Genomic DNA, 26,433 nt, shown 5'->3' with positions numbered 1-26,433 from the left:
TCCCCGCCGCTGTTCCTTTCGGCGGGGGCGGCGGGCGGGCGCGCGCGGTGGGCACCGGGGTGGCCGGCGCCCCTCGTGAGGTTCCCCGCCGCGTCCGACCGGGGGTCTGTGGCCCCTCAGGCCTCCGGGAAGTGGCAGGCCGCCTCGCGCCCGCCGGTTCCGACCGCCTTCAGCAGCGGCCGTTCCGTCCGGCACAGCTCCTGCGCCTTCGGGCAGCGCGGGTGGAAGCCGCAGCCGGCCGGCGGGTCGGCCGGGCTCGGCGGGTCGCCGAGCAGCACGATCCGTTCCCTGGCCCGCTCCGCCGCCGGGTCGGGCAGCGGTACGGCGGACAGCAGCGCCCTGGTGTACGGGTGCGCCGGGTTGCCGTACACCTCGGCCTTGTCGCCGATCTCGACGATCCGGCCCAGGTACATCACCGCGACCCGGTCGCAGACCCGCTTGACCACCGAGAGGTCGTGCGCGATGAACACGTACGCCAGGCCGAGTTCGCGCTGCAACCGCTCCATCAGGTTGACCACCTGGGCCTGGATGGAGACGTCCAGCGCGGACACCGGTTCGTCGGCGATCACCAGTTTCGGCGAGGTGGCCAGCGAGCGGGCGATGCCGATCCGCTGGGCCTGTCCGCCGGAGAACTCGTGCGGGTAGCGGTCCAGGTGTTCGGGGATCAGCCCGACCAGTTCCATCAGCTCGGCGGCCCGCCTGCGGGCCTCGACGGCGCCCGTGCCCTGGACCAGCAGCGGTTCGGAGATGATCCGGGCCACCGTCTGGCGGGGGTTGAGCGAGGAGTACGGGTCCTGGAAGACCATCTGCACGTGCCGCCGGTGCGGCCGCAGTCGGGCCTGGGAGAGCTCGCCGATCGGGACGCCGTCGAGGGTGACGGTGCCCGAGGTCGGGTCGAGCAGCCGGACGATCATCCGCCCGGTGGTGGACTTGCCGCAGCCGGACTCGCCGACCAGGCCGAGGGTCTCGCCCGCGGCGAGGTCGAAGCTGACCCCGTCGACGGCCCGGACCGGTGCTCCGGCCCGCCCGGTGCGGCTCCGCCGCCCCGGAAAGGTCTTGACCAAGTCCCGTACCGACAGCAGTGGTTGTGCGGTCACAGCACTCCCTCCGGGACCAGCGGCAGGTGGCAGGCGGCCTGGTGGCCGGGGGCGAGCGGGCCGAGCGTCGGGCGCTCGGACAGGCAGCGGGCGTGCTCCTCGGCGGGCGCGGCGGTGGTGCGGGCGCAACGCGGGGCGAAGGAGCAGCCGGGGGCGGGGGAGATCAGCGACGGCGGGCTGCCGGGGATGGCCCGCAGCGGGGCGTCGTCGGTGTCGTCCAGGCGTGGCAGCGAGTCCAGCAGCCCTCGGGTGTAGGGATGCGCGGGGCGCGCGAACAGCGTTTCCACGGGCGCCTGTTCGGCCGCCCGGCCGCCGTACATGACGAGCACCTCGTGGGCGACCCGGGCGACCACGCCGAGGTCGTGGGTGATCATCACCACGCCGAGCCCGCGGTCCTGCTGGATCCGGGCGATCAGGTCGAGGATCTGGGCCTGGACGGTGACGTCGAGGGCCGTGGTCGGCTCGTCGGCGATCAGCAGCTCGGGCTCGCAGGCGAGCGCCATGGCGATCATGACGCGCTGCCGCATGCCGCCGGAGAACTGGTGCGGGTACTCGTCGACCCGGCGGGCCGGCTCCGGGATGCCGACCTCCGCCAGCATCTCGACGGCCCGGGCCCGCCCCGCCTTGCGGCCGGCCTTGAAGTGCAGCCGGTAGTGCTCGGCGATCTGCTCGCCGACGGTGTAGAAGGGGTGCAGGCTGGACAGCGGGTCCTGGAAGATCATCGCGATCCGCCGGCCCCGGACGGTCCCCCACTCCCGCTCCCCCAGGCCGTTCAACTCCCGCCCGTCGAGCCGGATCGAGCCGGTGACGGCGGCGCCGCGGTGCAGGCCCATGACGGCGAGCGAGGTGACGGACTTGCCGCTGCCGGACTCGCCGACCAGGCCGAGGGTGCGCCCGGCCGCGACGGTGAAGGAGATGCCGTCGACGGCCCGCACGGTGCCGCGCGGGGTGGCGAAGGACACCCCGAGGTCCTCGACCTCCAGCAGACCAGGGGACATCAGTACCTCACTCTCGGGTCGACGTACGCGTAGAGCAGGTCGACCAGCAGGTTCGCGGCGACGATGAAGGCGGCCGCGAGCAGGGTGACACCGAGGATGACGGGCTGGTCGGAGCGGACCAGCGCGTCGTAGAAGAGCCGCCCGACCCCGGGCAGTCCGAAGATCGACTCGGTGATGACGGCGCCGGCCAGCAGCCCGCCGAGGTCCATCCCGAAGATGGTCAGGATCGGCGTCATCCCGGAGCGCAGCCCGTGCTTGACCGCGACGGTCCTGGCCGGCAGGCCCTTGGCCCGGGCGGTGCGGATGTACGGCTCGGCCATCGCCTCGATCATCGAGTTGCGGCTCTGCCGGGCGTACATGGCCGCGTAGAGCAGGGCCAGGGCGGTCCACGGCAGCAGCAGGTTGGAGGCCCAGGCGACGGGGTTCTCGGTGAACGCGTGGTACGACGGGTAGGGCAGCAGCCCGGCCGACCTGACGACGCCCCAGATCAGCATGATCGAGGTGAAGTAGACGGGCAGCGACGCGGCCCCGACCGAGAGCACCATCAGCGCCCTGTCGACGGGCCGCCCCTTGCGCAGCGCCGAGGTGACGCCCGCGCCCAGGCCGAGGACCAGCCAGAGCAGGGCCGAGCCGACGGCCAGCGAGACGGAGACCGGCAGCCGGTCGGTGAGCAGGTTCCAGACCGGCAGCGAGTACTCGTAGGAGTAGCCGAGGCAGGGGAAGCCGCAGTGGGTGGCGCTGGGCCCGCTGCCGTAGTCGCGGCCGGCGAAGATGCCGGTCACGTAGGTGGCGAACTGCTCCCAGACCGGTTTGTCGAGTCCCATCGCCGTCTTGACCTCGGCGATCCGCTCCGGGCTGCAGGTCTTGCCGCAGGCGGCCACCGCCGGGTCGGAGGGCAGCAGGTAGAAGATGGTGAAGGTGATCGCGCAGATCGCCAGCAGGATGCCGAGGGCGCCGAGCACCCGGCGGCCGAGGTAGAGGATCACGACCGGCCTCCCCGCGGGTCGAGGATGTCGCGCAGGGCGTCGCCGAGCAGCGTGAAGGCGAGCACGGCCAGGAACAGGAAGGCCGTGGGGATGAGGAAGTACGCCGGGTCGGTCTCGTAGAAGCTGATGCTCTCGGCGATCATCTGGCCCCAGGAGGGCGTCGGCGGGCGCACCCCCACGCCGAGGTAGCTGAGCGCGGCCTCGGTGGCGATCATGCCGGGGACCAGCAGGGTGGTGTAGGCGATGATCGGGCCGGAGACGTTGGGCAGGATCTCGCGGGTGAGGATGCGCCAGGAGCGGGCGCCGCCGACCTTGGCGGCCTCGACGTACTCGCTGTGCTTGAGCGAGAGGGTCTGGCCGCGGACGACCCGGGCGATGCCGGGCCAGGTGAACAGCCCGATCACCAGGGTGATCAGCAGGACCCGGTTGACGTCCTTGGCCACCGACATCATCGAGATCATGAAGATCAGCGAGGGGAAGGACATGGTGAGGTCCATCAGCCGGGACAGCACGGCGTCCGTCCGCCCGCCGAAGTAGCCGGCCGCGATGCCGACCAGGGTGCCGGTCACCACGACCAGCGCGGTGGCGGTGAAGGCGATCAGCAGCGAGACCTGCCCGCCGTGCAGCACCCGGGCGAAGAGGTCGCGCCCGGTGGCGGGTTCGACGCCCAGCCAGTGCCGGGTGCCGATCCCGCCGAAGGCGCCGATCGGCTGTCCGCCCAGGTAGGGGTCGACGGCGCGCTTGTCGAACTCCTCCGGGGTCCAGCCGCCGAGCGCGCTCAGCGGCCCGGCGAGTGCGGCGAGCAGGACCAGCACGGCGACGGTCACCAGGCCGAACCGGGCCGAGGCCCTGGCCCACAGCTGCGCCCGGACCAGCTGCCAGGGGCCGTTGCCGGAACGTTTCTCCAGGCCCGCTCTCATTGCGCCGTCCGCCTTGCCCGTTCCGCCCGGCCCGCCTGTTCCGCCCGCCCCGGCCGGGACGGGCTCCGTGGTGGTACTCATCGGACCGGCCCTCAACCCTGGCCCTTGGCGGGGTCCTTGAGGCCGATCGTGGCGAAGTCCCACTGACCGGTCCACACCGGGTGGCCGAAGGCCCCGGCCACGTTCGTCCCCGCCAGCAGCGGGCGGCGCTGCCACAGCATCGGCACCGTGGGCGCCTTCTTCATCAGGTCCTCGTTGAGCTGCAGCCACGCCTTGTCGGCCTCGGTGACGTCGGTCATCGCGTTGATCTGGTCGATCCGGTCCGAGGTGGCCTGGTCGCGGAACTGCTCGACGTTGCCCTGGTTGCCCTTCTCCTTGATGGTGCGGCCGTCGAAGACCAGCGGCAGGAAGGTGGCGCCGGAGGGGTAGTCCGGACACCAGCCGAGGATGGCCAGGTCGGGCGCGTTCTTGGTGTCACCGATGGTGTCGTAGTAGACAGACGGGTCGGCCGTGGTGATGGTGACCTGGATGCCCACCTTGGCGAGCGACTGCTGCAACGCCTCCGCCCGGGTCTTGTCCCCGGAGGAGACGGTCAGCGACACCTTGAGGTCGGACTTGCCGGCCTCCTTGAGCAGTTGCTTGGCCTTCTCCGGGTCGCCGGTGGCCGGGATCCTCAGCGGGTCCTGCTTCGTCCCGCCGGACAGCGCGGGCGGCAGGTAGGAGGTGGCGACGTCCGCCATGGCCGGCCCGCCGTTCGCGGTGACCTGGGCGTCCCGGTCCACCGCGTACATCAGGGCCTCGCGGACCTTGGGGTCGTCGAACGGCGCCTTGGAGGTGTTGGGGTAGAGCATGTCGGTGCAGCCCTGCTGCTCGGCGATCAGCCGGGACTTCACGTCCGGCTTGGGCAGCACCTTGGCGACGGACTCGGGCCGCAGGTTCATCCACTCGATCGCGGACGCGTCCGCGCCCTCGCTCGCGATGATCCGGTCGTCGACCTGACCGCCCTTCAGGCCCTCGGTGACCACGATCCGGTCCGGGTAGGCCTTGCGGACCGGGTCGGTGGACGGGTCCCAGTTGCCGTTGCGGACCAGGACGAGCTGCTTGCCGCGGTCGTAGGTCTCGATCTTGTACGGGCCGGAGGAGAACGGCCGCAGGTCGTACTGGGTGCCCTTGTCCTGGGACTGCGGCACCGGGGCGAAGGTCGGCAGGGTCGCGGTGTACGAGAACTCGGCGACGGGGCGCTTGAGGTGGAAGACGATCGTCCGGTCGTCGGGGGTCTCGATGCTCGGCAGGTGCTCGCCGTTCAGCGGGCCCCGGTAGTTCTCGCCGCCGGCCAGGTACTGCTGGGCGTAGTCGGGGCCGCCGGTGAGGTCCGGCGCGAAGGAGCGCTCGACGTTGTACTTGACGTCGGCGGACCTGATCGGCGTGCCGTCCTCGTACTTGAGGCCCTCCTTGAGGGTGAACGTCCAGGTCCTGCCGCCGTCCGTGGGCCGGCCGAGGTCGGTGGCGAGGTCGGGGACGATCTCGCTGCCGGCGGCGCCGGGCTCGGCCTTGAAGGTGACCAGGGTGCGGTAGAGCAGCCGGATGCCGAAGTCCATGTTCGGCATGGTCCAGTTGCGGGCCGGGTCGAGGTGGGCGAAGTCCTGGTTGGACAGCACCGTCAGGGTGCCGCCCTTGACCGGGGTGCCCCCGACGATCGTGCCGGACGCGGCGCCGGGCGCCTTGGTGCTGCCGGCCGTGGCGCCGTCGCCGCTGTCGCTCTTGTCGTTCTTGCAGGCCCCGAGGCCGAGGGTGAGGGTCGCCGCGAGGGCCGCCGCGAGGAGGGCATGGGTGCGCCTGGTCATGTGCAACTCCGCTGTGGGGGGCCGTGCTCTGGCCGCGCCGCCGTGTGACCCGTAACATAGTAATGTGAAATTGCACTGCACAAGAGGTGACGCCCTCCGTTACCCAGCTGTGTCCGTGCACCCCCACCTCCCCAGCCGCGCCTAGGAGTTACCGGTGACCCACGCCCGGACCGGCCTCAACACCGGGAGCCACGACCTCCCGGTCTCCCCCGCCCTGGACGCCTTCATGGGCACCCACTGGGCCGCCACCCCGCTCCCCGCCGACCAGCGCGTCCCCGGCCACGACCGCTTCCCCGGACGACGGGCCCGGCTCTCCGCCGCCTTCCCCGGCGACCGGCTGATCGTCCCGGCCGGACGGCTCAAGGTCCGCTGCAACGACCTGGACCACCGCTTCCGTCCGCACAGCGCCTACGCCTGGCTCACCGGGCTCACCGGCGAGGACCAGGCCGACCACGTCCTCGTCCTCGAACCCACCGGGCCCGAAGGCCACGAGCCGGTGCTCTACCTGCGCCCGCGCTCACCGCGCAGCGGCGGCGAGTTCTACCGCGACCGCCGCTACGGCGAGTTCTGGGTCGGCCGCCGCCCCGACCTCGCCGAGGCCGCGGCCCTCACCGGACTGCGCACCGAACACCTCGACGACCTCGGCAAGGTGCTCACCGGACCGCAGCCGCCCACCCGGGTCCTGGCCGGCACCGACGCCCTGGTCGACGCGGCCACCGGGCGGCCCCGCGCCGACCGGCGCGACGGCGAACTCGCCGCCGTCCTCGCCGAGTTGCGGCTGGTCAAGGACGAGTGGGAGATCGGACAGCTGCAGCTCGCCGTGGACCACACCGTCACCGGGTTCCAGGACGTCGTCCGCGCCCTGCCCACCGCACTGCGCCACCCCCGCGGCGAACGCTGGATCGAGGGCGTCTTCGACCTGCGCGCCCGTGCCGAGGGCAACGGCACCAGCTACACCACCATCGCCGCCTCCGGCGCCCACGCCTGCGTGCTGCACTGGATCCGCAACGACGGCGCCCTCGACCCGGGTTCACTCCTCCTGCTGGACGCCGGCGTCGAGACCGACACCCTCTACGCCGCCGACATCACCCGCACCCTGCCGCTCAGCGGCACCTTCAGCCGCGTCCAGCGCCAGGCCTACGACCTCGTCCTCGCCGCCCAGACGGCCGGCATCGCCGCCCTGCGCCCCGGCGCCCGCTTCCGCGACTTCCACCACGCCGCGATGCGCGTCATCGCCGAAGGCCTCGCCGACTGGGGCGTCCTGCGCATCCCCGCCGAGCAGGCCCTCGCCGAGGACAGCGGCCTCCACCGCCGCTACACCCTCTGCGGCAGCGGCCACATGCTCGGCCTCGACTACCACGACTGCGCCCAGGCCCGCGCCGACCGCTACCTCGACGCCACCCTCGAGGAGGGCATGGTCCTCACCGTCGAACCCGGCCTCTACCTCCAGCCCGACGACGAGACCCTCCCCCTCGAACTCCGCGGCATCGGCATCCGCATCGAGGACGACCTCGTGATCACCTCGGAGGGCGCCCACCTGCTCTCCGGCGCCCTGCCGAGGACGGCCGAAGCCGTCGAGTCCTGGATGGCGGACCTGCTGAGCTGAACGAAGCTGCGGCGGCGGACGGTCAGGCCACCTTGACCGTCCACTCCCCCTGCCGGACGGTCACCTCGACCTCCCCACCGATCGCGGCGGCGTACGCCCGCAGGTTGTCCAGGCTGTCCACCTGCCCGTGCTCGATCTGCGACACCCGCGCCTGGCTCACTGCCATCAGCCGGGCCACCTCCTTCTGGGTCAGCCCGGCCGCCTTCCTCAGCTCGGCGAGCTCGTGACCGCGAATCCGAGCCAGCGTCTCCTGCCGGATCCGGGCCCGGTCCGTCTCCGCTTCCGGCGAGGCCAACCACGGGTTGGTCCGCTGCGCCTCGGCCCACACCTCGGTCCAACTGCGACCCTTCATGCGCGCGCTCCCTTGTCCTTGTCACTGATGTACTGCTGGTACCGGGCCTCGGCCAGGGGGATGTTGTTCTCGTACCACCGGGACCAGTCCCCGTTCTTGTCCCCCGCGACCAGGAAGATGGCCTCTCGCTCGACGTCGAAGACGAAGAGCATCCGAATCTCCGAGCGCCCGGCTGAGCCCGGTCGAAGCTCCTTGAGGTTGTGCAGTCCGCTGCCGTGGATCCGGTCCACCATCGGGCGCCCGAGCAGCGGCCCCCTCCTTTCCAGCAACATGATCGCGTCGGCGATCTGGTTAGCGGTATCCGGATCCTTTACACAGATGTCCAGGAACCAGTCGTTCACCGGACCAACAAGGGTGATTTCCCACATGGGCAGAATTTAAGTCAGGCCTAATACGCTACCCCGCAGTCTGCCGCCCAATCCACCCGTGCGAGCGACAACACGCCGCGCCCAGCGCGCGCTGGGCGCACTACCCCCGCGCGCTCCCCCACAGCTCCGCGATGATGCGCTCCGCCGCGCCCGGGCGGGCCAGGCGGTGGGCGGTGCCGGCCCAGAGGTGCATGGCGTCGGTGTCGCCCCGGCGGGCGGCGGCGGCGCGCAAGGGAGCGGTGAGGTGGTGGACCTCGGGGTAGGCGGGCGGGGCGTACGGGCCGTGGCGGTCGATGAAGGCGTTGCGCAGGCCGCGGGCCGGGCGGCCGGTGAAGGCGCGGGTGACGACCGTCTCCGGTCGTTCGGTGAGCGCGGCCCGGTGGGCCGCCGAGGTGCCGGACTCGTCGGCGCGCAGCAGGGCCGTGCCCAGCTGCACGGCCGCGGCCCCGGCCCGCAGCGCCGCCGCGATGGCCGGGCCGTCGCCCAGCCCGCCCGCCGCGATCAGCGGCAGTGCCGTCACCGCCCGGACGGCGGGGAGCAGGTGCAGCAGTGGCAGCTCGCCGGGGGTGTCCGAGATGCGGTGGGTGCCGCGGTGCCCGCCGGCCTCCGGGCCCTGCACGCACAGGGCGTCCATCCCGGCGGCCTCCGCCGCCAGCGCCTCCTCGGGCGTGGTCACGGTGCCGACCTGCAGCGTCCCCGCCGCCCGCAGCGCGGCCGCCTCCGCCGCCGTCGGCAGCCCGAAGGTGTAGGAGACCACCGGCACCGGGTCCGCGAGCAGCGCGGCGAGCTTGGCCTCCCAGTCGTCCCGGTCCGGCCCGATCTCCTCGGGCAGGGCCACGCCCCACCGCTCGGCCTCCGGCCGCAGCCGCTCCCGGTAGCCGGCGACGGCCGCCCGGTCCCCGGGCGGCCCCGGTACGAAGAGGTTGACCCCGTACGGCCGGTCGGTCGACTTCCTCAGCTCGGCGATCTGGTCGGCCATCGCGTCGGCGCTCCGGTAGCCCGCCGCCAGGAACCCCAGTCCTCCGGCCCGGTTCACCGCCGCCGCCAGTGCGGGCGTCGAGGGGCCGCCCGCCATCGGGGCGCCGATCACCGGGACGGCGAGCTCATCGAGTCGGAAGGGCATCACACGCTCCTCTTGCCACGGGCACGGACCGCTCCCACGCTACGCCCGGCGGATCGGCCTCACCCGCCTTCAGCGGATCAGCCCCCGACCGCGCGCCTCGCGCACCGCCGCCGTACGCGAGTCGACCCCCAACTTGGTGTAGATGTGCACCAGATGGGACTTCACGGTGGCCTGGCTCAGGTGCAGCCGCTGGCTGATCCGCTGGTTGGTCAGCCCGTCCGCGACCAGCCCGAGCACCTCGGTCTCCCGTGCGCTGAGCGCCGCAGCGGGCGAGCGCATCCGCTCCAGCAGCCGGTCCGCCACGCTCGGCGCCAGCGCGCTGCGTCCGGCCGCGGCGGCCCGGACCGCCTGGGCGAGCTCCTCGGGGGGCGCGTCCTTCAGCAGGTATCCGGTCGCTCCGGCCTCCAGCGCGGGCAGGGTGTCCGCGTCGCTGTCGTAGGTGGTGACCACCAGCACGCGCGGCGCGCCCGGCCGGGCGGTGATCTCGGCGGTGGCCCGGGCGCCGTTCATCGCCGAGCCCGGTCCGAACTGCAGGTCCATCAGCACCACGTCCACGCCCGGCTCGGCCGCCAGCTCGACGGCCCGCTCCGCGGTGGCGGCCTCCGCCACGATGGCGAAGTCGGGTTCGCTCTCCAGCACCGCCCGCAGCCCGGCCCGCACCACCGGATGGTCGTCGGCGATCAGCAGCCGGATCACGCGCCGGCCTCCGCGGTCACCGGCAGCTGCACCGCGAGCGCCGTGCCCTCCCCCGGCGCCGACTCCACCGTGAAGCTGCCGCCGAGCGCCCGGGCCCGCGCCCGCATCGTGGGCAGGCCGAATCCGCCCCCGGCGTCCCCGCCGCTGCGGCCGGCGACCGCCGCCGGATCGAAGCCGGCCCCGTCGTCGTACACGTCCAACGCCACCTCGCCCTCCATGTAGCTGAGTGTCACCTCGGCCCGCGAGGCCTTCGCGTGCCGCACGGTGTTGCCGAGCGCCGACTGCGCGATCCGCAGCAGCGCCACCTCCTGCGCGGCCGGCAGCCGGACCGGGCTCCCCGAGAGGTGCAGGTGGACGGGCAGCCCGCTGTGCGCCGTGGTGGTCGCGCACAGGCGCTCCAGTGCGACCGGCAGCTGGTCGCCGTCGAGCGCCGGCGGGGTGAGCGCCCGGACGAAGCGCCGGGCCTCGTCCAGGTTGTCCTGCGCCGCCTGCCGCGCCTGCTCCACGTACCCGGCGGCGGCCTCGGTGCGCTCGGGCAGCGCCCGCTGGGCGGCCCGCAGCAGCAGTTGGATGGAGCTGAGGCTCTGTGCCAGCGTGTCGTGGATCTCCCGGGCCAGCCGCTCGCGCTCGGCCAGCACCCCCGCGGTGTGGTGGGCGGCGGCGAGGTCGGCGCGGGCGGCGGTGAGCTCGTCGATCAGCCGGCGCCGCTCCTCGCTCTCCCGGTACAGCGCCTGGTAGCCCAGCACGGTGGCGGTGGCGACGGCCGCGCCGAGCACGGGGCCGATCGAGGCGGCGAGGCTGAAGCTCTGCTGGTGCCAGGACCAGGCGGCGATCGCCGCGACGGCGGTCAGCCCGACGGCCACCGGCCCGCCGCGCCGCCCGAGCAGGTGCAGTTCCAGGAAGTACAGCGGGAACGCCAGCCACACCCCGTCCTGGGTGGCGACCAACAGCCCTGTCCAGGTCGCCCCGAGCAGCACCAGCCAGAGCGCGGCGGCCCGCCGGGAGGTGCGGACGGCGGCGAGCCGCGGCCCGACGGCGTAGCCGGCGGCCATCGCGGAGGCCGCGGCGGCGACGGCGGCCGGATCGCCGCCCCGGTCGGCGAACGCGGAGCGGGCCACGACGAGCACCAGCAGGCCCGCCACGAGCAGGTGCAGGCAGGTCCGCAGGACGCGGGCGACGGGAGTGGGTCTGGATCGTTCGGTCGCCATCCTCCCAGCCTAAGTTCGACACCCGGAGCCCGGCATCAATCAAAAGGTTGAACTCCGTTTCTGCCTTTCGATGCTCAGGAAGCAAACCCCGGCGCGATGCCGCGAGGGGCCCTCACGGCCGATCGTGACGAGGGAAGAAACCCGCCGTTCGAGGAAAGGCCCGCCGTGTTCGTCGCCTGGAGGGACCTGAGGTTCGCCAAGGGGCGGTTCGCCCTGATGGGAACCGTCATCGTGCTGATCACCGTGCTGGTCGGCCTGCTGTCCGGACTCACCGCCGGGCTCGGCCGGCAGAACACCTCCGCGATCACCGGCCTGCCCGCCGACCACCTGGCCTTCGGGAAGCCCGCCGACGGGCAGAAGGTCTCCTTCACCGACTCCCAGGTCGGCCCCGAGCAATGGCAGGGGTGGGCCCACGAGCCCGGTGTCACCTCCGCCCAGCCGCTCGGCATCACCACCACCAAGGCCACCGCCGGGCAGCGCACCGCCGCGCTCTCCGCCTTCGGCGTCCCGGACGGCTCCGGCCTGGCCCCGCAGGGCGACCGGATCGCCCCCGGCCACGCCGTACTCTCCCGGACCGCCGCCGAGAACCTGGGCGGCCTCGGCCCCGGCGCCGAGCTCACCCTCGCCGGCCACCGGCTGCAGGTCGCCGCCGTCGACGGCGACGCCGCGTACAGCCACACCCCGGTGATCTGGACCAGCCTCACCGACTGGCAGCAGTACGCCCCCGGCGGCGCCGGCCACGCCACCGTCATCGCCCTCGGCACCACCGGGGGCGCCGACCTCGCCGCCGCCGACGGCCGGCACGGCACCGAGACCCGCAGCCGGGACGGCGCCCTGGCCGCGATCGGCTCGTACACCTCGGAGAACGGCTCCCTCCAGCTGATGCGGGGCTTCCTGTTCGCCATCTCGGCGCTGGTGATCGGCGCCTTCTTCACCGTCTGGACGATCCAGCGCAGCGGCGACGTCGCCGTCCTCAAGGCGCTCGGCGCCTCCACCCGCTACCTGCTGCGCGACGCCCTCGGCCAGGCGTTGCTGCTGCTGGTGCTCGGCACGGCGACCGGCACCGCGCTCGCCCTCGGCGCCGGTTCACTGATCGGCTCCGCCGTCCCCTTCGTCCTGGACGCGCCGACCCTGCTGCTGCCCGCCGCCGTGATGATCGCCCTCGGCGCGGTCGGCGCGGCCCTGTCCATCCGCCGGATCACCTCCGTCGACCCGCTGACCGCCCTGGGGAGCGCCCGATGAGCCTGGAACTCGACCGCATCACCCTCACCTACCCGGACGGCGACGGTCGGCTGACCGCCCTGGACGACGTCTCGCTGACCGTCCCCGAGGGCTCGGTCACCGCCGTGGTCGGCCCCTCCGGCTCCGGCAAGTCCAGCCTGCTGGCCGTGGCGGCCACCCTGATCACCCCGGACTCCGGCCGGGTCGTCGTGGACGGCACGGACACCACGGGCCTCGGCCGCGCCGAACTCACCGCACTGCGCCGCACCAGGATCGGCATCGTCTTCCAGCAGGCCAACCTGCTGGCCTCGCTCACCGCCGTGGAACAGCTCCAGGTGATGGCCCACCTCGACGGCCGTTCCCCGCGTTCCGCCCTCCCCCGCGCCCTGGAGCTGCTGGACGCCGTGGGGCTCCGCGATCACGCACAGCGCCGTCCGCACCAGCTGTCCGGCGGACAGCGCCAACGGATCAACATCGCCCGCGCCCTGATGAACGACCCCACGGTGCTGCTGGTGGACGAACCCACCAGCGCCCTCGACCACGAACGGGGCGCGGCCGTGCTCGACCTGATCACCGAGCTCACCCACCGCCGCGCGACGGCCACCGTGCTGGTCACCCACGACCGCACCCACCTGACGGCCGTCGACCAGGTCGCCGAGGTCCGCGACGGGCGACTGGTGGCGCCGACGGCGGCCCGCGCTACTTCTTGACGGCGAGCACGTCCACCGACAGCGTCACCGACGCCCCGATCGACTCCGGCAGGGTGAAGGTCCGTCCTCACCCGAACCAGTGGTTCCGCGGCTACCGGGCCCGCAGCTGCAGCGCCGGCCGCTCGGGCTCCGTCGCCTCGTCCTGGCCCGCCCACAGCGAGCGCACATGGCTGAGGTGCCGGGTCATGCAGGCCTCGGCGGCCTCCGCGTCACCGGAGATCATCAGGTCCAGCAGCTCCAGGTGCTCCTGGGCCGAGGAGACCAGCTCGCCCTTCTCGTCCAGCCTGGTCAGCCCGTAGAGCCGCGAGCGCTTGCGCAGGTCGCCGACGACGTCGACCAGCCGGGCGTTGCCCGCCAGCCCCAGCAGGTCGAGGTGGAACTGCCGGTCCGCCTCCAGGTAGCCGATCAGGTCGTGCTTGCGGGCGGCCGCGACGATCGCCTCGGCCTGCGGGCGCAGTCGCTCCAGCTGGTCCTTGCCCGCGGTGCGGGTGACCCGGCCGACGGTGGGGACCTCGATCAGGGCGCGGATCTCGGTGTAGTCGTCGAGGTCGCGCTCGGTGAGTTCGGTGACCCGGAAGCCCTTGTTGCGGACGGCCTCGACCAGCCCCTCCCGGGCGAGATCGAGCATGGCCTCGCGGACCGGGGTGGCGGAGACGCCGAAGTCGGCGGCGAGGGCGGGAGCGGAGTAGACGACGCCGGGGCGCAGTTCACCGGAGATCAGGGCGGCCCGGAGCGCGTGGGCGACCTGGTCGCGGAGCCGCTCCTGCACGGAGATCAGGGTGCGGGATTTCAGGTCGGCCATGGTGTTCCTCCGGGTGGGTGCAGAACACCAGCGTACAATGTCACGTTACGTTGAGTGTGCAACAGTCCGGCAACCGAACGTCCCGCCGGGCCCCTCCGAGTCATGGTGGCAGCGGCCGCCGGCCGTGACAACGGCCGGCGGCGTCCGATCCACGAGCTGTCCCGCCCTACGCCCGGCGGAACCGCCCCACCAGTGCGGTCAGGCTCGCCGCGCCGTCACCGGCCTCGACGCCGCGCCGGAACGCCTCCGCGAGGACGGCGGGGAGCGCGCCGTCCACCCCGGAGGCCTCGGCGGTGTGCCGGACGTGCTCGATGCTGGCGAGGGCCATCGTCAGCCGGTCGACGTCGCCGGCGTGGTTCCCGGCCGCGATCCGCGGCGCGTAGAACGCCTGGAAACCCGGCATCGAGGCGGCCGTCGAGGACAGGTAGGGCAGGAACGCCTCGGCCGAGATGCCGTTGGCCTCGGCGATCGCGGTGGCGTGCAGGTAGCCGACCATGGAGGTCCAGAACAGGTCCATCTGGATCTGGTAGTAGAGCTGCGCCAGCCCCGGGTCGTCGCCCCGGTAGTCGGCTCCGGTCAGCACCTCAAGCGCGGCCCGGTGCCGCTGGAACAGCTCGACCGGCCCGCTGTAGAAGGTGGACGACTCCGGGCTGCCGATGCCGGACGGCGGCGTCTGCACCCCGCCGGTCAGGTGCCCGGCCCCGCGCTCGGCGAGCCAGCGCGCCGCCTCGCGGGCCCGCTCGGGGGTGTCCGAGCTGAGGTTGACGATCACCTTCCCGGCCACCAGCCGCTCCACCGACTCCAGCACGGCGAACACCGCGTCGTAGTCGGTGAGGCTGAGCACCACCAGCTCGTTGGCCGCCACCGCGGCCTCCGCGCTGGGCGCCGACTCGGCTCCCCGGGCGACGAGTTCGTCCGCCCGCGCGGCCGTCCGGTTCCACACCGTGACGGCGTGGCCGGCGTCCAGGAACGCCCCGGCCATGGCCTGCCCCATCGGGCCGAGCCCGATCACCGTCACGGACGCCTTGCCCTGCTGCACCGCGGGAAGCTCGACGGACATACGGATACCCCTCCTCTAGAACGAACGCTCTATCCAGCGCCGGGCGACGACGCTAGCACAGCTCTGGAACGAACGCTCTATTCAGCGCATCGGCTAGGCTGGCCCCGTGAAGACCGCCCAGAGCACCGCCGAGAAGTCCAGCAGCGTCGGCACCCGCGAGCGCATCGTCCGGGCCACCTCCCGGCTGCTGCAGCGCCAGGGCTACGAGGGCACCGGGATCAAACAGATCTCCCGCGAGGCCGAGGCCACCCTCGGCTCCGTCTACCACTTCTTCCCGGGCGGGAAGCAGGAGTTGGCGGCCGAGGCGATCCGGCACGGCGACCAGGAGTTCGCCGTGATCCTGCGCGCCGGGCTCGGCTCCTCCGAGGACCTGGCCGAGGCCGTCACCACCTGCACCACGCTGCTCGCCCGCGAACTGCGCGCCTCCGACTGGCAGGACGGCTGCCCCATCACCACCACCGCCCTGGAGACGGTCGGCCGCGCCCCGGTGATCGAGCAGGCGGTGGCCGAGGCCTTCGCCCACTGGCGGGCCATCGTGGAGGAACGCCTGCGCGCCGCCGGCATCGGCGGCGAGGACGCCCGCGAACTGGCCGGCACCGTCATCAACACCCTGGAGGGCGCCGAACTCTCCGCCCAGGTCGCCCGCAGCGAGGACCCGCTGCACACCGCCGGCCGCCACCTGGCCCGACTGCTCGCCACCTACCGCCCGAGCGCGTAGCAGAAGGAGCCGGCGCGGTGGGGGATCCCTTCCCACCGCGCCGGCTCCGGCTCCGACACCCCGACCCGGCGGTCGGCCGGCCCGCTAGGGTGACCGGCGGCCCGCCGCCCGGTACACCTCCGCCGCCACGGCCAGGTCCTCCCAGGCCATCCCGACGCTCTTGAAGAAGCGCGGCCGCCCGCTCGGCACCAGGGCGTCGCCGCGCACCAGCTCGGCCAGGTTCCACAGCTGGCGGCCGACCACCCCGGCCATCACCAGGTCCCCGGCCTCGCGCCCCGCGACGGCGCGGGCCTCCACGTACAGTTCGGCCCGCCGGACGAGCACGTCGTCCACCTCCCTGGCGTCCGGCTCGTGCGAGCCGACCGCCGCCACGACGGCGTGCTCGGGCACCAGCGCGCCGTCGAACAGCGGCGTGCGCGCGGTGGTGCAGCAGACCACGAGGTCCGCCCGCCCGACCTCCTCGGGCCCGCCGACGGCGGCCGACAGCCCGAGCCCGCGCCCGTACGCCGCCAGCGCCTCGGCCCGCCCGGGATCGCGCGCCACCACCGTCACCCGCCGCAGCGGCCGGACGGCCAGCAGGGCGTCCAGGTGCCCGTACGCCTGCGGGCCGGAGCCGAACACGACCAGGTGTCCGGCCTCCGGCACCGCGAGCCGCGCCAGCGCCGCCGCCGTCACGGCGGGCGTGCGCAGAGCCGTGAGGGCGGCGCCGTCGAGCACCGCCAGCGGCTGCAGGGTCGGCCCGTCCAGCAGCAGGTAGCTGCCGGTGATCCGGGGGAGGCCGCGGGCCGGGTTGCCCGGCGCCACCCCGGCGATCTTCACGCCGGCGTACGGCCCGGCGGCGGCCGGCATCAACAGCAGTTCCCCGGCCGGCACCGGGACGGCCGACCGGGCGGGTGCCGCCTCGGGGTCGTACCCCTCGAGCAGCACCCGCTCGATCGCCCCCACCGCCCCGGCGGGCCCGACCCCGCCGGTGCCCCGCACGGTGTACTGGAGCGGCTCAGTCACCGCGCCGGGCAGCTCGGGCCGGGCGGACTCCCCACCGGTCACGTCGCCGGCGGTCACAGCAGGAACCCCGTCCCCAGCTCGTCCCCGGGCTCCAGCACGAACCGGTGCTCACCGGTCCGGTAGGCCGTCCCGCCGACCTCGGTGACGACGCCCGCCCCCAGCGGGTCGCCCCCGGCGAGCACCCGCCCGGTGAAGACCGTGCCGACGACCGACTCGTGCCGCAACTCCTGCCCCGGCGCGATCCGCCCTTCGGCCGCGAGGACGGCGAGCCGGGCGGAGGTGCCGGAGCCGCAGGGCGAGCGGTCGACCTGCCCGTCCGCGAAGACGGTGACGTTGCGCTGGGCCGGTCCCCCGCCCTCCGACGGCAGTTCGTCGTACAGCACCACCCCGTAGACGCCGGACAACCGCCGGTCCGTGGGGTGCGCCACCGCGTCCAGCCCGGCCAGCAGGGCCCTGATCTCCCGCCCCGCGGCGACGAGTTCGGGCAGCAGGCCGGGCTCCACCGAGAGCCCGAGGGCCGCCGCCGGCACCGAGGCGTAGCAGGCCCCGGCGTGTGCCACCGCGACCTCCACCACCCCGCGCGAGGTGGCCACCGGCAGCTTCAGGGCGCTGACCCGGCTGGGCACGTTGCGAAAGGTCACCCCGGTGGTCCGGCCGCCGGTCCGGTGCACCAGGGCGGTGACCCGCCCGGAGGGCACGTCGATCCGCACCTGCGCCACGCCGTCGTCGGGAGCCGGGACCAGCCCGGTGTCCACCGCCCAGGCGCCGAGCGCGATGGTGCCGTGTCCGCAGGCCGTCGAGTAGCCGTCCTTGTGCCAGAACAGCACGCCCAGGTGCGCCCCGTCGTCGTCCGGCGGCACCAGGAACCCGCCGTACATCCCGGCGTGCCCGCGCGGCTCCCGGACGAGCAGCTGCCGGACGGCGTCCAGCGCACTGGGCCGGGGCGCGGTGGCGCCGCCGCCCGCGCCGAGCGCGACGGCCCGGCGCTCGGCGACGCTGTCGCCGGGGACGGGCGGCGCGCCGTCCAGCACGATCCGGAACGGCTCGCCGGCCGCGTGGTAGTCGACGGTGCGGACGTCCATCAGGCGCCGCCGCCGGGCAGCACGCTGACCGTCCGGCTCACCGTGTAGAAGTCCAGTGCGGCCCGGCCCTGTTCGCGGTCCCCGTGGCTCGCGCCCTTCGTCCCGCCGAAGGGCAGGTGGAAGTCGACGCCGCTGGACGGCGCGTTGACCCGGATCATGCCCGCGTCCAGCCGGTCGGCGGCGGCCAGCGCCACGTCGAGGCTGCGGGTGTGCACCGAGGTGGCGAGGCTGTGCGGGGTGTCGTTCGCGAGCGCGATCGCCTCGTCCAGGTCGGCCGCCGCGTGCAGCACCGCGACCGGCCCGAAGAACTCCTCGCGCGCCAGCGGGTGTTCGGCGGGTACGTCGGCGAGCAGGGTCGGCTCGAGGTACCAGCCGGTCCGCTCGGGCACCCGCCCACCGGTGAGCACGCTCGCCCCCGCCGCCACGGCGGAGGAGACCGCCTCGGTCACCCGGTCCCGCGCGGCGGCGCTGATCACCGGCCCGCAGACCGCGTCGTCCACCGCCGCCAGCGCCTTGACCAGCGCCTCGCGCAGCGGCTCGTGCGCCGCGCCCACCGCGATCACCCGGCTGGTGGCGGTGCACTTCTGCCCGGCGTAGCCGGCGACGGCGGCCGCGATGTGGGCGGCGGCCGACTCGATGTCCGCGTCCGGCAGCACCAACGCGGCGTTCAGCCCGCCGAGTTCGGCCTGCACCGGCACGCCGCGCCCGGTGGCCGCGCGCACCACCGCCCGGCCGACGCCGGTCGAGCCGGTGAAGGACACCACGTCCGCCGCGTCGACCAGGGCCGCGCCCTCCTCCGCGCCGCCGGGCAGCACGGTGAACACGTCGGCGGGCAGCCCGGCCAGCTCCGCCAGCCGCAGCGCGCAGGCCGTCGCTTCCGGCGCAGGCTTCAGGACGGCGGTGTTGCCGACCGCCAGGGCCGGCGCGGCCTTCCAACTGGGGATCGCCAGCGGGAAGTTCCACGGCGCGATCAGCCCGGCCACCCCGTACGGGCGGCGCCGGGTGAGCAGCAGCCCGGGCCCGGCGGCGGTCTCGTGCACCGCCCCCGACGGCTCGTACGGCGCCTGCGCGTAGTACCGCCAGATCGCGGCCGTGCGGGCGACCTCGCCGCGCGCCTCGGCGAGCGGCTTGCCCACCTCGCGCACGATCAGCGCGGCCAGTTCCTCCGCGTTCGCCTCGACCGCCTCGGCGATCCGCCCCAGCGCGGCCGACCGGGCGCCCGCCCCGGCGCCGAGCCAGCCGGGCTGCGCGGCCCGGGCGCGCCCGACGGCGGCCCGCACGGCCTCGGCACCGGGGGCCTCGACGGCCACCACCAGGTCGTCCGGATCGGCGGGGTTGTACGAGGAGACGGTCACGACTACCAGCCCTTCAGTGCGAGTTCACGTGCGAGGTGGGTCAGAGCAGGAAGCCCGCCGGGAACGGGTCCTCCGGGTCGAGGAAGTACTGGGCGGTGCCGGTGATCCAGGCCCGCCCGGTGACGGTGGGCACCACGGCGGGCCGCCCGGCCACCTCGGTCTCCTCGACCAGCCGCCCGGTGAAGGTCGTCCCGATGAAGGAGTCGTTGCGGAAGTCCCGCCCCAGCGGCAGTTCGCCGCGCGCGTGCAGCTGTGCCATCCGCGCCGAGGTGCCGGTGCCGCAGGGCGAGCGGTCGAACCAGCCGGGGTGGATGGCCATCGCGTGCCGGGAGTGCTCGGCGGTGGAGCCGGGGGCGAGCAGCTGGACGTGGTGGCAGCCGTGGATGGACGGGTCCTCCGGGTGCACCGGCCGGTCGGGGCCGGCGTTGACGGCGGCCATCAGCGCGAGGCCGGCCTCGAGGATGTCCTGCTTGCGCCCGCGTTCGAAGGGCAGTCCGAACTCGGCGAGCGGCAGGATGGCGTAGAAGTTGCCGCCGTACGCGAGGTCGTAGCCGATCGTGCCGTACCCGGGCACCTCGATCTTGCGGTCCAGCGCCACCGCGTAGGAGGCCACGTTGCGGATGGTCACCGCCTTGGCGGCGCCGTTCTCGACCCGCACCTCGGCGACGACCAGCCCCGCGGGCGTGTCCAGCCGCACGGTGGTGACCGGCTCGACCACCGGCACCATCCCGGTCTCGACCAGGACGGTGGCCACCCCGATGGTGCCGTGCCCGCACATCGGCAGCAGTCCCGAGACCTCGATGTAGAGCACCCCGAAGTCGGCGTCCGGCCTGGTCGGCGGCTGGAGGACGGCGCCGCTCATCGCGGCGTGCCCGCGCGGTTCGTACATCAGCAGCGTCCGGAAGTGGTCCAGGTGCTGCTGGAAGTGCACCCGGCGCTCGGCCATGGTGGCCCCGGGGATGACACCGAAACCGCCGGTGATCACCCGGGTCGGCATGCCCTCGGTGTGCGAGTCGACGGCGTGGAACACGTGACGGCTGCGCATGGCAGACAACTCCCGTGGAGTGAGGGTTCGGGGCCGGCTGCCGCCGCAGCCGGCCGGACGGCCGGGCGCTCGAAGGTCAGGCGAGTCCCTCGGCGAGCGCCTTCTCGGTGGCCGCGCGCACGGCGGCCTCGGTCTCCGGTGGCAGCGGCCGGCGCGGCGCCCGGACGGGGCCGCCGGGGCGGCCGGCGAGGTCCATGGACAGCTTGATGGCCTGGACGAACTCGGTCTTGGAGTCCCACCGCAGCAGCGGGTGCAGCGACTTGTAGAGCGGGAGCGCCGTGCCGAGGTCGTGCTGGACGGCCGCGTCGTAGAGCGCGACCGAGGCCTCCGGCAGGGCGTTGGGGTAGCCGGCGATCCAGCCGACCGCGCCGGCCAGCGCCAGCTCCAGCAGCACGTCGTCGGCGCCGATCAGCAGGTCCAGCCCGGGGGCCAGCTCGGCCAGCTCGTACGCCCGGCGGACGTCCCCGCTGAACTCCTTGACCGCCACGATCGACCCCTCGGCGTGCAGCCGGGCCAGCAGCGCGGGCACCAGGTCGACCTTGGTGTCGATCGGGTTGTTGTAGGCGACGATCGGCAGCCCGGCCTTGGCGACCTCCGCGTAGTGCGCGCTCACCGAGTCGTCGTCGGCCCGGTAGGCGTTCGGGGGCAGCAGCAGGACGGAGCCCGCTCCGGCCTCGGCGGCCTGCTCGGCCCAGCGGCGGGACTCGGCGCTGCCGTACGCGGCGACCCCGGGCATCACCCGGGAGCCGTCGCCGGCCGCCTCGACCGCGACCTCGACGACGCGGACGCGCTCCTCGGCGGTGAGCGTCTGGTACTCGCCCAGCGAGCCGTTGGGGACGACGCCGTCGCAGCCGGAGTCGATCAGCCAGCGGACGTGCTCGGCGTAGGCGTCGTAGTCGACGGAGCGGTCCGGGCGCAGCGGGATCGTGGTGGCGACCATGATGCCGCGCCAGGGGCGGGTGGTGTCACGGGGGGTGATGGACACGTTGGACTCCTTGGTGAGGTGTGACATTTTATAAGCGGGAGGGGTTCGGGACAAGAGCCCTCCACCCGCGTGTTCCCACGGTCGGCCGGCCCCGGCCGGCACCCCTGCCGCCGGGGCGGCCGACCGGCCGGCTATCCGCCCGGGGCCCGCACCGGCCCGTCAGCCGGCTCCGGACCGGCCCCCGCCGCCAGCTGGGACAGCGGCACCGGGCAGGCCAGCGGCCGCCGGTCGGGCCCCGACCCCGCGCCACCGGACAGCCGGGCCACCGCCGGGCCGCACATCCGCCCCTGGCACCAGCCCATCCCCGCCCGGGTGAGCAGCTTGACGGTCCGGGAGTCGCCCGCGCCCAGTTCCTCCACGGCCTCCCGGATCCGCGCCGCCGGCACCTCCTCGCACCGGCACACGTCGGTGTCCGGCCGCAGCCACCCCGTCCAGCCGGCCCCCGGCCGGTGGGCACCCGCCATCAGCTCCGCGAAGGCCCGCAGCCGCGCCCGGCGGCGCAGCAGCCCGGGCTTCGGCGCCGCCCCGGCGACCGCGTACGCGGCCAGCTCCCCCTCGACCAGCGCGAGGTCCGCGCCGCCGACCCCGTTGGTCTCCCCCGCGGACCACAGGCCCGGCACGGAGGTGCGCAGCCCGTCGTCCACCCGCAGGGCGACCGCCCCGTCCGGCCCGGTCAGGGTGTCGGCGCCCAGCTCGGTGGCCAGGTCGATCTGCGGCAGCAGCCCGTGCCCGACGGCCAGGGCGTCGCAGTCGATCCGCCGCTCGGTGCCGGGCCGCGGCCGCCAGTCGGCGTCCAGCCGGGCCACCGTGACCCCGGTGACCCGTTCCGTCCCGTGCACCTCCACGACGGCGCTGCGCCGGCGCAGCCGGACCCGGTGGCGCAGCAGCGCCGTGCCGTGCCCGGCGCCCTCGACCAGCTTGCCGGGGACGGCCGCCAGCACGCCCGGGCGGCGGGCGTACCCGAGGTAGTCGCCCGCCTCGACCACGGCCGGGACCTGCGCCCCGGCGCTGACCAGCGAGGAGGCCGCGGCGAGCAGCAGCGGGCCGCTGCCGGCCACCACGATCCGCCGCCCGGGCAGCACCAGCCCGGCCTTGAGCATCGCCTGGGCTCCGCCGGCGGTGACCACCCCGGGCAGGGTCCAGCCCGGGAAGGGCAGCTGCCGCTCGTACGCCCCGGTGGCGAGCAGCACCGACCGGGCCCGGAGGGTGGCCCGGTCGGCGGCCCCCGGCCCGCGGCTGACGTGCACCGCGAAGCCCTCGCCGGTGCGCTCCAGCGCCCAGACCTGGTGGCCGCCCCGGAACTCGGCCCGCTCGGCGGCCTCGAGCCGCCCGGCGAGCGCCGTGTAGGCCGACCACCGGTGGTGCAGCCGGTCCGGACGGGCGGCGCCCAGGCCGGGCGCCGGGTGCCGGTAGTACTGCCCGCCGGTGGCCGGTCCGCCGTCCAGCAGGACGCAGCGCAGCCCGAGGTCGGCGCCGGTGACGGCGGCGGCCAGCCCGGCCGGGCCGGCCCCGACCACCGCGAGGTCGTACAGCGGGTCAGACTGCGAGGTCGGCACGGCCGTGGCCCTCCTGGGTGGTGACGACGGTGCCCGGCTCGGCGGGCACCAGGCAGGTGCGCTGGTTGGGCCGGCCGTCGACGGTGGCCAGGCAGTCGAAGCAGGCGCCGATCCCGCAGAACGCCCCGCGCGGCCGCCCGCCGACCCGCGTGGTGCGCCACGCCAGCACGCCGTCGGCCCAGAGCGCGGCGGCGATCGACTGCCCGGGCAGGGCGGGGACGGGCCGCCCGTCGAACTCGATGTGATGGACGGGCCCCGGCCGGGCCTCGACCAGGGCGGCGGGGGTGCGACGGCGCATCACGGCTCCTCCGAGGAATCTGGTGCGCCCGGGAACCGGTCCGCACGGAACGGCGCGAGGTCCAGCTCCGGCCGTTTCCCGGTCAGCTGCTCGCTGATCAGCAGCCCGGTGGCCGGGGCCAGCCCGATCCCGGCCCCCTCGTGCCCGCAGGCGTGGTAGAGCCCCGGCACCCGGGGATCCGCCCCGACGGCGGGCAGGTGGTCCGGCAGGTACGGGCGGAAGCCCCGGTAGACGCGCATCACGGCGACGTCCGCGAGCACCGGGAACAGCGCGGCGGCCTGCCCGGCGAGGCGGCGCAGCACCTCCTGGGAGAGGGTGCGGTCGAAGCCGACGCGCTCCCGGCTGGCGCCGATCAGCACCGGCCCGCCGGGCGTGCCCTCGACCACGGCGGAGGTCTGCAGTTCGGCCGAGCCGCTGGCGACGTCGGCCACGTAGTCGGCGGCGTACACCTTGTGCCGCACGATCCGCGGCAGCGGCTCGGTGACCAGCACGAAGCCGCGCCGGGGCAGCACCGGCAGGTGCACTCCGGCCAGCGCGGCCAGTTCGCCGCCCCAGGTGCCGGCCGCGTTGACCACCGCCGGGGCGAGCAGCCGGCGCCGGTCGGTCCGCACGCCGCGCACCGCGCCGTCCGGGCCGCGGTCCAGCGCCGTCACGTTCTCCCCGGTGATCAGCTCGGCGCCCATCCGGCGCGCCTCGCGCAGCAGGTGGGCGGCGGCCAGGGCGGGCTGGACCTGGGCGTCCTGCGGGTAGTGGAAGCCCCCGGCGAGCCCGGGGGCGAGGTGGGGCTCCAGTTCGCGCAGCCGCTCGGCCGGCACCTCCTCGGCGGCCACCCCGGCCGCGGTCTGCCCGGCGGCGAAGGCGCGCAGCGCCTGCTGCCCGGCCGCCGTCGAGGCGACCACCACGCCGCCCTTGGGCTCGTACTCGACGGCCAGGCCGAGGTCCTCGGCGAGCCGGCGCCACAGCCGGCTGCTGAGCAGCGCGAGGTCGAGCTCGGGGCCGGGCTCCTTGTCGGAGACGAGCACGTTGCCCTCGCCCGCCCCGGTGGTGCCGCCGGCCACCGGCCCGCGGTCGACGACGGCGACGGCGAGCCCGGCGAGGGCGGCGTAGTAGGCGCAGGCGGCGCCGACGACTCCGGCGCCGACCACGACGGCGTCCAGGGGAGGTCTCCGGGTGTTCAGCACGCCAGTAATATGTCACATGCCATCAACTCTGCCAAGAGCACGCAAAGCCCTCGCTACGTAAAGGTCGCGGAAGCCCCCGGCGGGCGAAGCCCTCAGCAGCCGCCCGGCGGGCGAAGCCCCCGTACGCGGAAAGCCCCGGCCCACCGCGGAAGCGGCGGACCGGGGCTCAGCGAGGCCCGTCGGCTCAGGTGATGTCGTCCATCTGCTCGTGCCGCGCGGCCGGGACCGGCGCCGCACCGGCCGTCGGCGCCGCCGAGGCGGTCACCGACTCGGCGCCCTCGACCTCCTGCACCGAGAGGTCCAGGTGCGAGGCCTCCTCGTCGTCCAGGTCGGCGTCCGGGTTGTTGCGCCGCTTGCGCCGGTCGTTGAGCAGCGCGACGGCCACCGCCAGGAAGTACAGCGCCCAGATCGGGGCCGACAGCAGCAGCATGCTGACCGGGTCGGCGCCCGGGGTGGCGAACGCGGCGAACACCGTGATCGCCATGACCATCCCGCGCCACCAGCTGAGCAGCCGCCTGCCGGTCACGATGCCGACCATGTTGAGCATCACCAGCAGCAGCGGGAACTCGAAGGCGAAGCCGAAGACCAGCACCATCCGGGTGGCGATGTCGAAGTAGTCCTCGGGCGGCAGGATCGGCACCGTCTCGCTCGGGGTGAACGAGATCAGCATCTCGACCATGGTCGGCATCACCATGATGGCGCAGGCCACACCCGCCAGGAACAGCGGGGCACCGCAGGCCATGAAGACGATCGCGTACTTCTTCTCGTGCTTGTGCAGGCCCGGAGCCACGAAGGCCCACACCTGGTACAGCCAGACCGGGACGGCCGCCACCACGCCCGCGGTCAGCGCGACCTTCAGCATCCAGTTGAAGCCGGCGGTGAGGCCGATGTTGGACACCTGGGCGCAGCGCCCGTGGTAGTCCCCCGAGTTCGCCCGGTCGCACTGGGGCAGCGGCTGGAGCAGGAAGTGCTCGATCTGCTTGTGGTAGACCGCCGCGACGGCGGCGAACAGCACGATCGCCAGGACCGACTTGACCACGCGGTTGCGCAGTTCCCGCAGGTGGTCGGCTAGGGCCATCCGCCCCTCAGGATCCTTGGGCGCCTTCTGCGACGCCTTGGAGAGCTTGCTCAACCCCGGTCCTCAACTCGTGCGTCGAGGCCCGCCGGTCGACGGGCCTCCCTGGTCGCGTGCAGTGCGCGGCTCAGCTGCGCCGCCCGCCCCGCGTCCGTCCCGCGGGCCGCGCGCGTCGCGTGCGTCGCGTGGGTCACAGGCATTCCGTGCGCCGCGCTCAGTGCGGCCGGTCGCCGTCGGGCCCGGCCACCGGACGGGCCGTGGCCGACGCCCCGGGGGCCGCCTGGATGGTCCTGGCCGACGACCGCGCCGGACCGTCGACCGGCGGCGCCGCCGCCGGCACCTTCGCGCCCGACTCTCCGTCCGAGCGCATCGCCTTCGCCTCGCTCTTCAGGATCCGCATCGACTGCCCCAGCGAACGCGCCAGCTCGGGGAGCCTCTTGGCACCGAACAGCACGATGGCGAGAACCACGATCACCACGATCCCGGTCATCGAGATGCGCACGCGCGACCACCTTCACTCACGGCGGGCCGACGGGCCGCCCGCCGCGGATGGTAACCGCTGCGGATGACGCCCCGACGACGGCCGCCCGAACAGGACAGCGGCCCCCGGTTCGCAGTTCAGGAGCCACCTGAGAGCGTAACCCGCCCTCACCTCCGCGCAGCAGCCCCCGTACCGCCGACGGCCCCGGGCGGGCTCCGCCCGGGCTACCGGCCGGGCACCGCCGAGGCCAGGTCCCCCGCCGCCTCGGCCAGCGCCCGCGAGGCCGCGTCGACCCCCTTGGCCAGCGCCCGCACGTCCGCCCAGAGCCGGATCGCGAGGATCCCGAGGACCAGTAGGCCCGCGGTGGCGAGCAGGACGGCGGCGACGAGCATCCAGGACATGCGGCCCACCCTACCGCCGGCTGCCGGTCACCCCTCCGCGGGGACGAGCCGCATGGTGCGGACCCCCGCCCCGGTGAGCGCCTCGACGATCTTCTCGCCGGCCGGCTTGCGCACCGCCGCCCCGCAGAGCGGGCAGCCGAAGCTGTAGTGCGCCTGGGCCGGCGTCCGTCCGAGGGTGAGCCGGAACTCCTCGGCCGGGAGTTCCACCTTCTCCCGGCACTGCGAGCAGTACACCTTGAATCTGGTCCCGGGCTCCACCG

General features: G+C 74.4%; 28 protein-coding genes. 4 read left to right on the top strand and 24 right to left on the bottom strand.

Going from position 1 to position 26,433, the window contains the following annotated elements; all coding sequences use genetic code 11:
• Nucleotides 1–116 precede the first annotated feature (116 nt).
• From ABT247_RS06125 to ABT247_RS06105, 5 genes are read right to left on the bottom strand one after another with little or no spacing between them, the layout of a single operon-like run.
• On the bottom strand, nucleotides 117–1,097 hold the full coding sequence (locus tag ABT247_RS06125; protein WP_350738674.1) for an ABC transporter ATP-binding protein: 981 nt from the start codon (nucleotides 1,095–1,097) through the stop codon (nucleotides 117–119).
• Complete coding sequence (locus ABT247_RS06120) at nucleotides 1,094–2,095, bottom strand: ABC transporter ATP-binding protein (protein WP_350738671.1); 1,002 nt, start codon at nucleotides 2,093–2,095, stop codon at nucleotides 1,094–1,096. The genes ABT247_RS06125 and ABT247_RS06120 overlap by 4 nt, the downstream gene beginning before the upstream one ends.
• The gene (locus ABT247_RS06115; RefSeq protein WP_350738668.1) at nucleotides 2,095–3,081 is read right to left on the bottom strand and encodes an ABC transporter permease; all 987 of its coding nucleotides are present in this window, start codon (nucleotides 3,079–3,081) and stop codon (nucleotides 2,095–2,097) included. Before ABT247_RS06115 ends, ABT247_RS06120 begins: the two co-directional genes overlap by 1 nt.
• On the bottom strand, nucleotides 3,078–4,082 hold the full coding sequence (locus ABT247_RS06110) for an ABC transporter permease (RefSeq protein ID WP_502892390.1): 1,005 nt from the start codon (nucleotides 4,080–4,082) through the stop codon (nucleotides 3,078–3,080). Before ABT247_RS06110 ends, ABT247_RS06115 begins: the two co-directional genes overlap by 4 nt.
• A gap of 11 nt (nucleotides 4,083–4,093) precedes the next feature.
• On the bottom strand, nucleotides 4,094–5,845 hold the full coding sequence (locus ABT247_RS06105; protein WP_350738666.1) for an ABC transporter substrate-binding protein: 1,752 nt from the start codon (nucleotides 5,843–5,845) through the stop codon (nucleotides 4,094–4,096).
• A 154-nt stretch (nucleotides 5,846–5,999) separates the two neighbouring features.
• On the opposite strand from ABT247_RS06105, the gene ABT247_RS06100 reads away from it, so the two are divergent.
• Nucleotides 6,000–7,451 (top strand): aminopeptidase P family protein, encoded by a 1,452-nt coding sequence (locus ABT247_RS06100; RefSeq protein WP_350738663.1) that lies wholly within the window; start codon nucleotides 6,000–6,002, stop codon nucleotides 7,449–7,451.
• Between the two features lie 22 nt (nucleotides 7,452–7,473).
• Here ABT247_RS06100 and ABT247_RS06095 read toward each other — a convergent pair whose 3' ends face one another.
• The 5 genes from ABT247_RS06095 to ABT247_RS06075 form a co-directional block, all read right to left on the bottom strand.
• Nucleotides 7,474–7,803 (bottom strand): XRE family transcriptional regulator, encoded by a 330-nt coding sequence (locus ABT247_RS06095; protein ID WP_350738660.1) that lies wholly within the window; start codon nucleotides 7,801–7,803, stop codon nucleotides 7,474–7,476.
• Entirely contained in the window at nucleotides 7,800–8,171 is a 372-nt protein-coding gene (locus ABT247_RS06090; RefSeq protein WP_350738658.1) for a type II toxin-antitoxin system RelE/ParE family toxin, read from the bottom strand. Before ABT247_RS06090 ends, ABT247_RS06095 begins: the two co-directional genes overlap by 4 nt.
• Nucleotides 8,172–8,271: 100 nt before the next feature.
• Complete coding sequence (locus tag ABT247_RS06085; RefSeq protein WP_350738656.1) at nucleotides 8,272–9,294, bottom strand: nitronate monooxygenase; 1,023 nt, start codon at nucleotides 9,292–9,294, stop codon at nucleotides 8,272–8,274.
• A gap of 69 nt (nucleotides 9,295–9,363) precedes the next feature.
• On the bottom strand, nucleotides 9,364–9,990 hold the full coding sequence (locus tag ABT247_RS06080) for a response regulator transcription factor (protein WP_350738654.1): 627 nt from the start codon (nucleotides 9,988–9,990) through the stop codon (nucleotides 9,364–9,366).
• A complete protein-coding gene (locus tag ABT247_RS06075; protein ID WP_350738652.1) occupies nucleotides 9,987–11,198 on the bottom strand; it encodes a sensor histidine kinase in 1,212 nt (403 codons plus the stop codon). The genes ABT247_RS06080 and ABT247_RS06075 overlap by 4 nt, the downstream gene beginning before the upstream one ends.
• A 165-nt stretch (nucleotides 11,199–11,363) precedes the next feature.
• Here ABT247_RS06075 and ABT247_RS06070 point away from each other — a divergent pair, with 165 nt between their 5' ends.
• Together ABT247_RS06070 and ABT247_RS06065 are read left to right on the top strand one after the other, a co-directional pair.
• The gene (locus ABT247_RS06070) at nucleotides 11,364–12,440 is read left to right on the top strand and encodes an ABC transporter permease (protein WP_350738649.1); all 1,077 of its coding nucleotides are present in this window, start codon (nucleotides 11,364–11,366) and stop codon (nucleotides 12,438–12,440) included.
• Nucleotides 12,437–13,129: an ABC transporter ATP-binding protein gene (locus ABT247_RS06065; RefSeq protein WP_350738646.1), complete on the top strand. Its 693-nt coding sequence runs from the start codon at nucleotides 12,437–12,439 to the stop codon at nucleotides 13,127–13,129. Before ABT247_RS06070 ends, ABT247_RS06065 begins: the two co-directional genes overlap by 4 nt.
• Nucleotides 13,130–13,220: 91 nt before the next feature.
• Here the strand turns inward: ABT247_RS06065 and ABT247_RS06060 are convergent, their stop codons facing one another.
• Nucleotides 13,221–13,931 (bottom strand): GntR family transcriptional regulator, encoded by a 711-nt coding sequence (locus ABT247_RS06060; RefSeq protein ID WP_350738642.1) that lies wholly within the window; start codon nucleotides 13,929–13,931, stop codon nucleotides 13,221–13,223.
• A gap of 166 nt (nucleotides 13,932–14,097) precedes the next feature.
• A complete protein-coding gene (locus ABT247_RS06055) occupies nucleotides 14,098–14,991 on the bottom strand; it encodes an NAD(P)-dependent oxidoreductase (protein ID WP_350738639.1) in 894 nt (297 codons plus the stop codon).
• A gap of 106 nt (nucleotides 14,992–15,097) precedes the next feature.
• On the opposite strand from ABT247_RS06055, the gene ABT247_RS06050 reads away from it, so the two are divergent.
• Nucleotides 15,098–15,709: a TetR/AcrR family transcriptional regulator gene (locus tag ABT247_RS06050; protein ID WP_350738636.1), complete on the top strand. Its 612-nt coding sequence runs from the start codon at nucleotides 15,098–15,100 to the stop codon at nucleotides 15,707–15,709.
• 84 nt (nucleotides 15,710–15,793) lie between these two features.
• Here the strand turns inward: ABT247_RS06050 and ABT247_RS06045 are convergent, their stop codons facing one another.
• The 12 genes from ABT247_RS06045 to ABT247_RS05990 all read right to left on the bottom strand — a co-directional run bounded on the left by ABT247_RS06045 (nucleotide 15,794) and on the right by ABT247_RS05990 (nucleotide 26,431).
• Nucleotides 15,794–16,771: an ornithine cyclodeaminase family protein gene (locus ABT247_RS06045; RefSeq protein WP_502892389.1), complete on the bottom strand. Its 978-nt coding sequence runs from the start codon at nucleotides 16,769–16,771 to the stop codon at nucleotides 15,794–15,796.
• The gene (locus ABT247_RS06040; protein WP_350738633.1) at nucleotides 16,768–17,796 is read right to left on the bottom strand and encodes a proline racemase family protein; all 1,029 of its coding nucleotides are present in this window, start codon (nucleotides 17,794–17,796) and stop codon (nucleotides 16,768–16,770) included. The genes ABT247_RS06045 and ABT247_RS06040 overlap by 4 nt, the downstream gene beginning before the upstream one ends.
• Nucleotides 17,796–19,151, bottom strand: coding sequence for an aldehyde dehydrogenase family protein (locus ABT247_RS06035; RefSeq protein WP_350738630.1), 1,356 nt, complete (start codon nucleotides 19,149–19,151; stop codon nucleotides 17,796–17,798). Before ABT247_RS06035 ends, ABT247_RS06040 begins: the two co-directional genes overlap by 1 nt.
• Before the next feature lie 40 nt (nucleotides 19,152–19,191).
• Nucleotides 19,192–20,196: a proline racemase family protein gene (locus ABT247_RS06030; protein ID WP_350738628.1), complete on the bottom strand. Its 1,005-nt coding sequence runs from the start codon at nucleotides 20,194–20,196 to the stop codon at nucleotides 19,192–19,194.
• 76 nt (nucleotides 20,197–20,272) lie between these two features.
• On the bottom strand, nucleotides 20,273–21,136 hold the full coding sequence (locus tag ABT247_RS06025; protein WP_502892391.1) for a dihydrodipicolinate synthase family protein: 864 nt from the start codon (nucleotides 21,134–21,136) through the stop codon (nucleotides 20,273–20,275).
• A gap of 176 nt (nucleotides 21,137–21,312) precedes the next feature.
• Nucleotides 21,313–22,737 (bottom strand): FAD-dependent oxidoreductase, encoded by a 1,425-nt coding sequence (locus tag ABT247_RS06020; protein WP_350738623.1) that lies wholly within the window; start codon nucleotides 22,735–22,737, stop codon nucleotides 21,313–21,315.
• Nucleotides 22,718–23,035, bottom strand: coding sequence for a (2Fe-2S)-binding protein (locus tag ABT247_RS06015; RefSeq protein ID WP_350738620.1), 318 nt, complete (start codon nucleotides 23,033–23,035; stop codon nucleotides 22,718–22,720). Before ABT247_RS06015 ends, ABT247_RS06020 begins: the two co-directional genes overlap by 20 nt.
• A complete protein-coding gene (locus tag ABT247_RS06010; RefSeq protein WP_502892388.1) occupies nucleotides 23,035–24,216 on the bottom strand; it encodes an NAD(P)/FAD-dependent oxidoreductase in 1,182 nt (393 codons plus the stop codon). The genes ABT247_RS06015 and ABT247_RS06010 overlap by 1 nt, the downstream gene beginning before the upstream one ends.
• A gap of 184 nt (nucleotides 24,217–24,400) precedes the next feature.
• Nucleotides 24,401–25,294: a twin-arginine translocase subunit TatC gene (gene tatC, locus ABT247_RS06005; RefSeq protein WP_392899323.1), complete on the bottom strand. Its 894-nt coding sequence runs from the start codon at nucleotides 25,292–25,294 to the stop codon at nucleotides 24,401–24,403.
• A 211-nt stretch (nucleotides 25,295–25,505) separates the two neighbouring features.
• Nucleotides 25,506–25,781 (bottom strand): Sec-independent protein translocase subunit TatA, encoded by a 276-nt coding sequence (tatA, locus tag ABT247_RS06000; protein WP_350738677.1) that lies wholly within the window; start codon nucleotides 25,779–25,781, stop codon nucleotides 25,506–25,508.
• A 215-nt stretch (nucleotides 25,782–25,996) separates the two neighbouring features.
• Nucleotides 25,997–26,173 carry a hypothetical protein gene (locus tag ABT247_RS05995; protein WP_350738614.1) on the bottom strand — a complete coding sequence of 59 codons (177 nt, stop codon included), beginning with the start codon at nucleotides 26,171–26,173 and terminating at the stop codon, nucleotides 25,997–25,999.
• A 27-nt stretch (nucleotides 26,174–26,200) separates the two neighbouring features.
• A complete protein-coding gene (locus ABT247_RS05990; RefSeq protein ID WP_350738612.1) occupies nucleotides 26,201–26,431 on the bottom strand; it encodes a hypothetical protein in 231 nt (76 codons plus the stop codon).
• Nucleotides 26,432–26,433: the final 2 nt, after the last annotated feature.

It is taken from the genome of Kitasatospora sp. NPDC001539 (assembly GCF_040298565.1).
In the GTDB taxonomy this organism is placed as follows: domain Bacteria; phylum Actinomycetota; class Actinomycetes; order Streptomycetales; family Streptomycetaceae; genus Kitasatospora.
The sequence above is the reverse complement of the archived record's forward strand: the minus strand, read 5'-3'. Positions and strand labels throughout refer to the sequence as shown.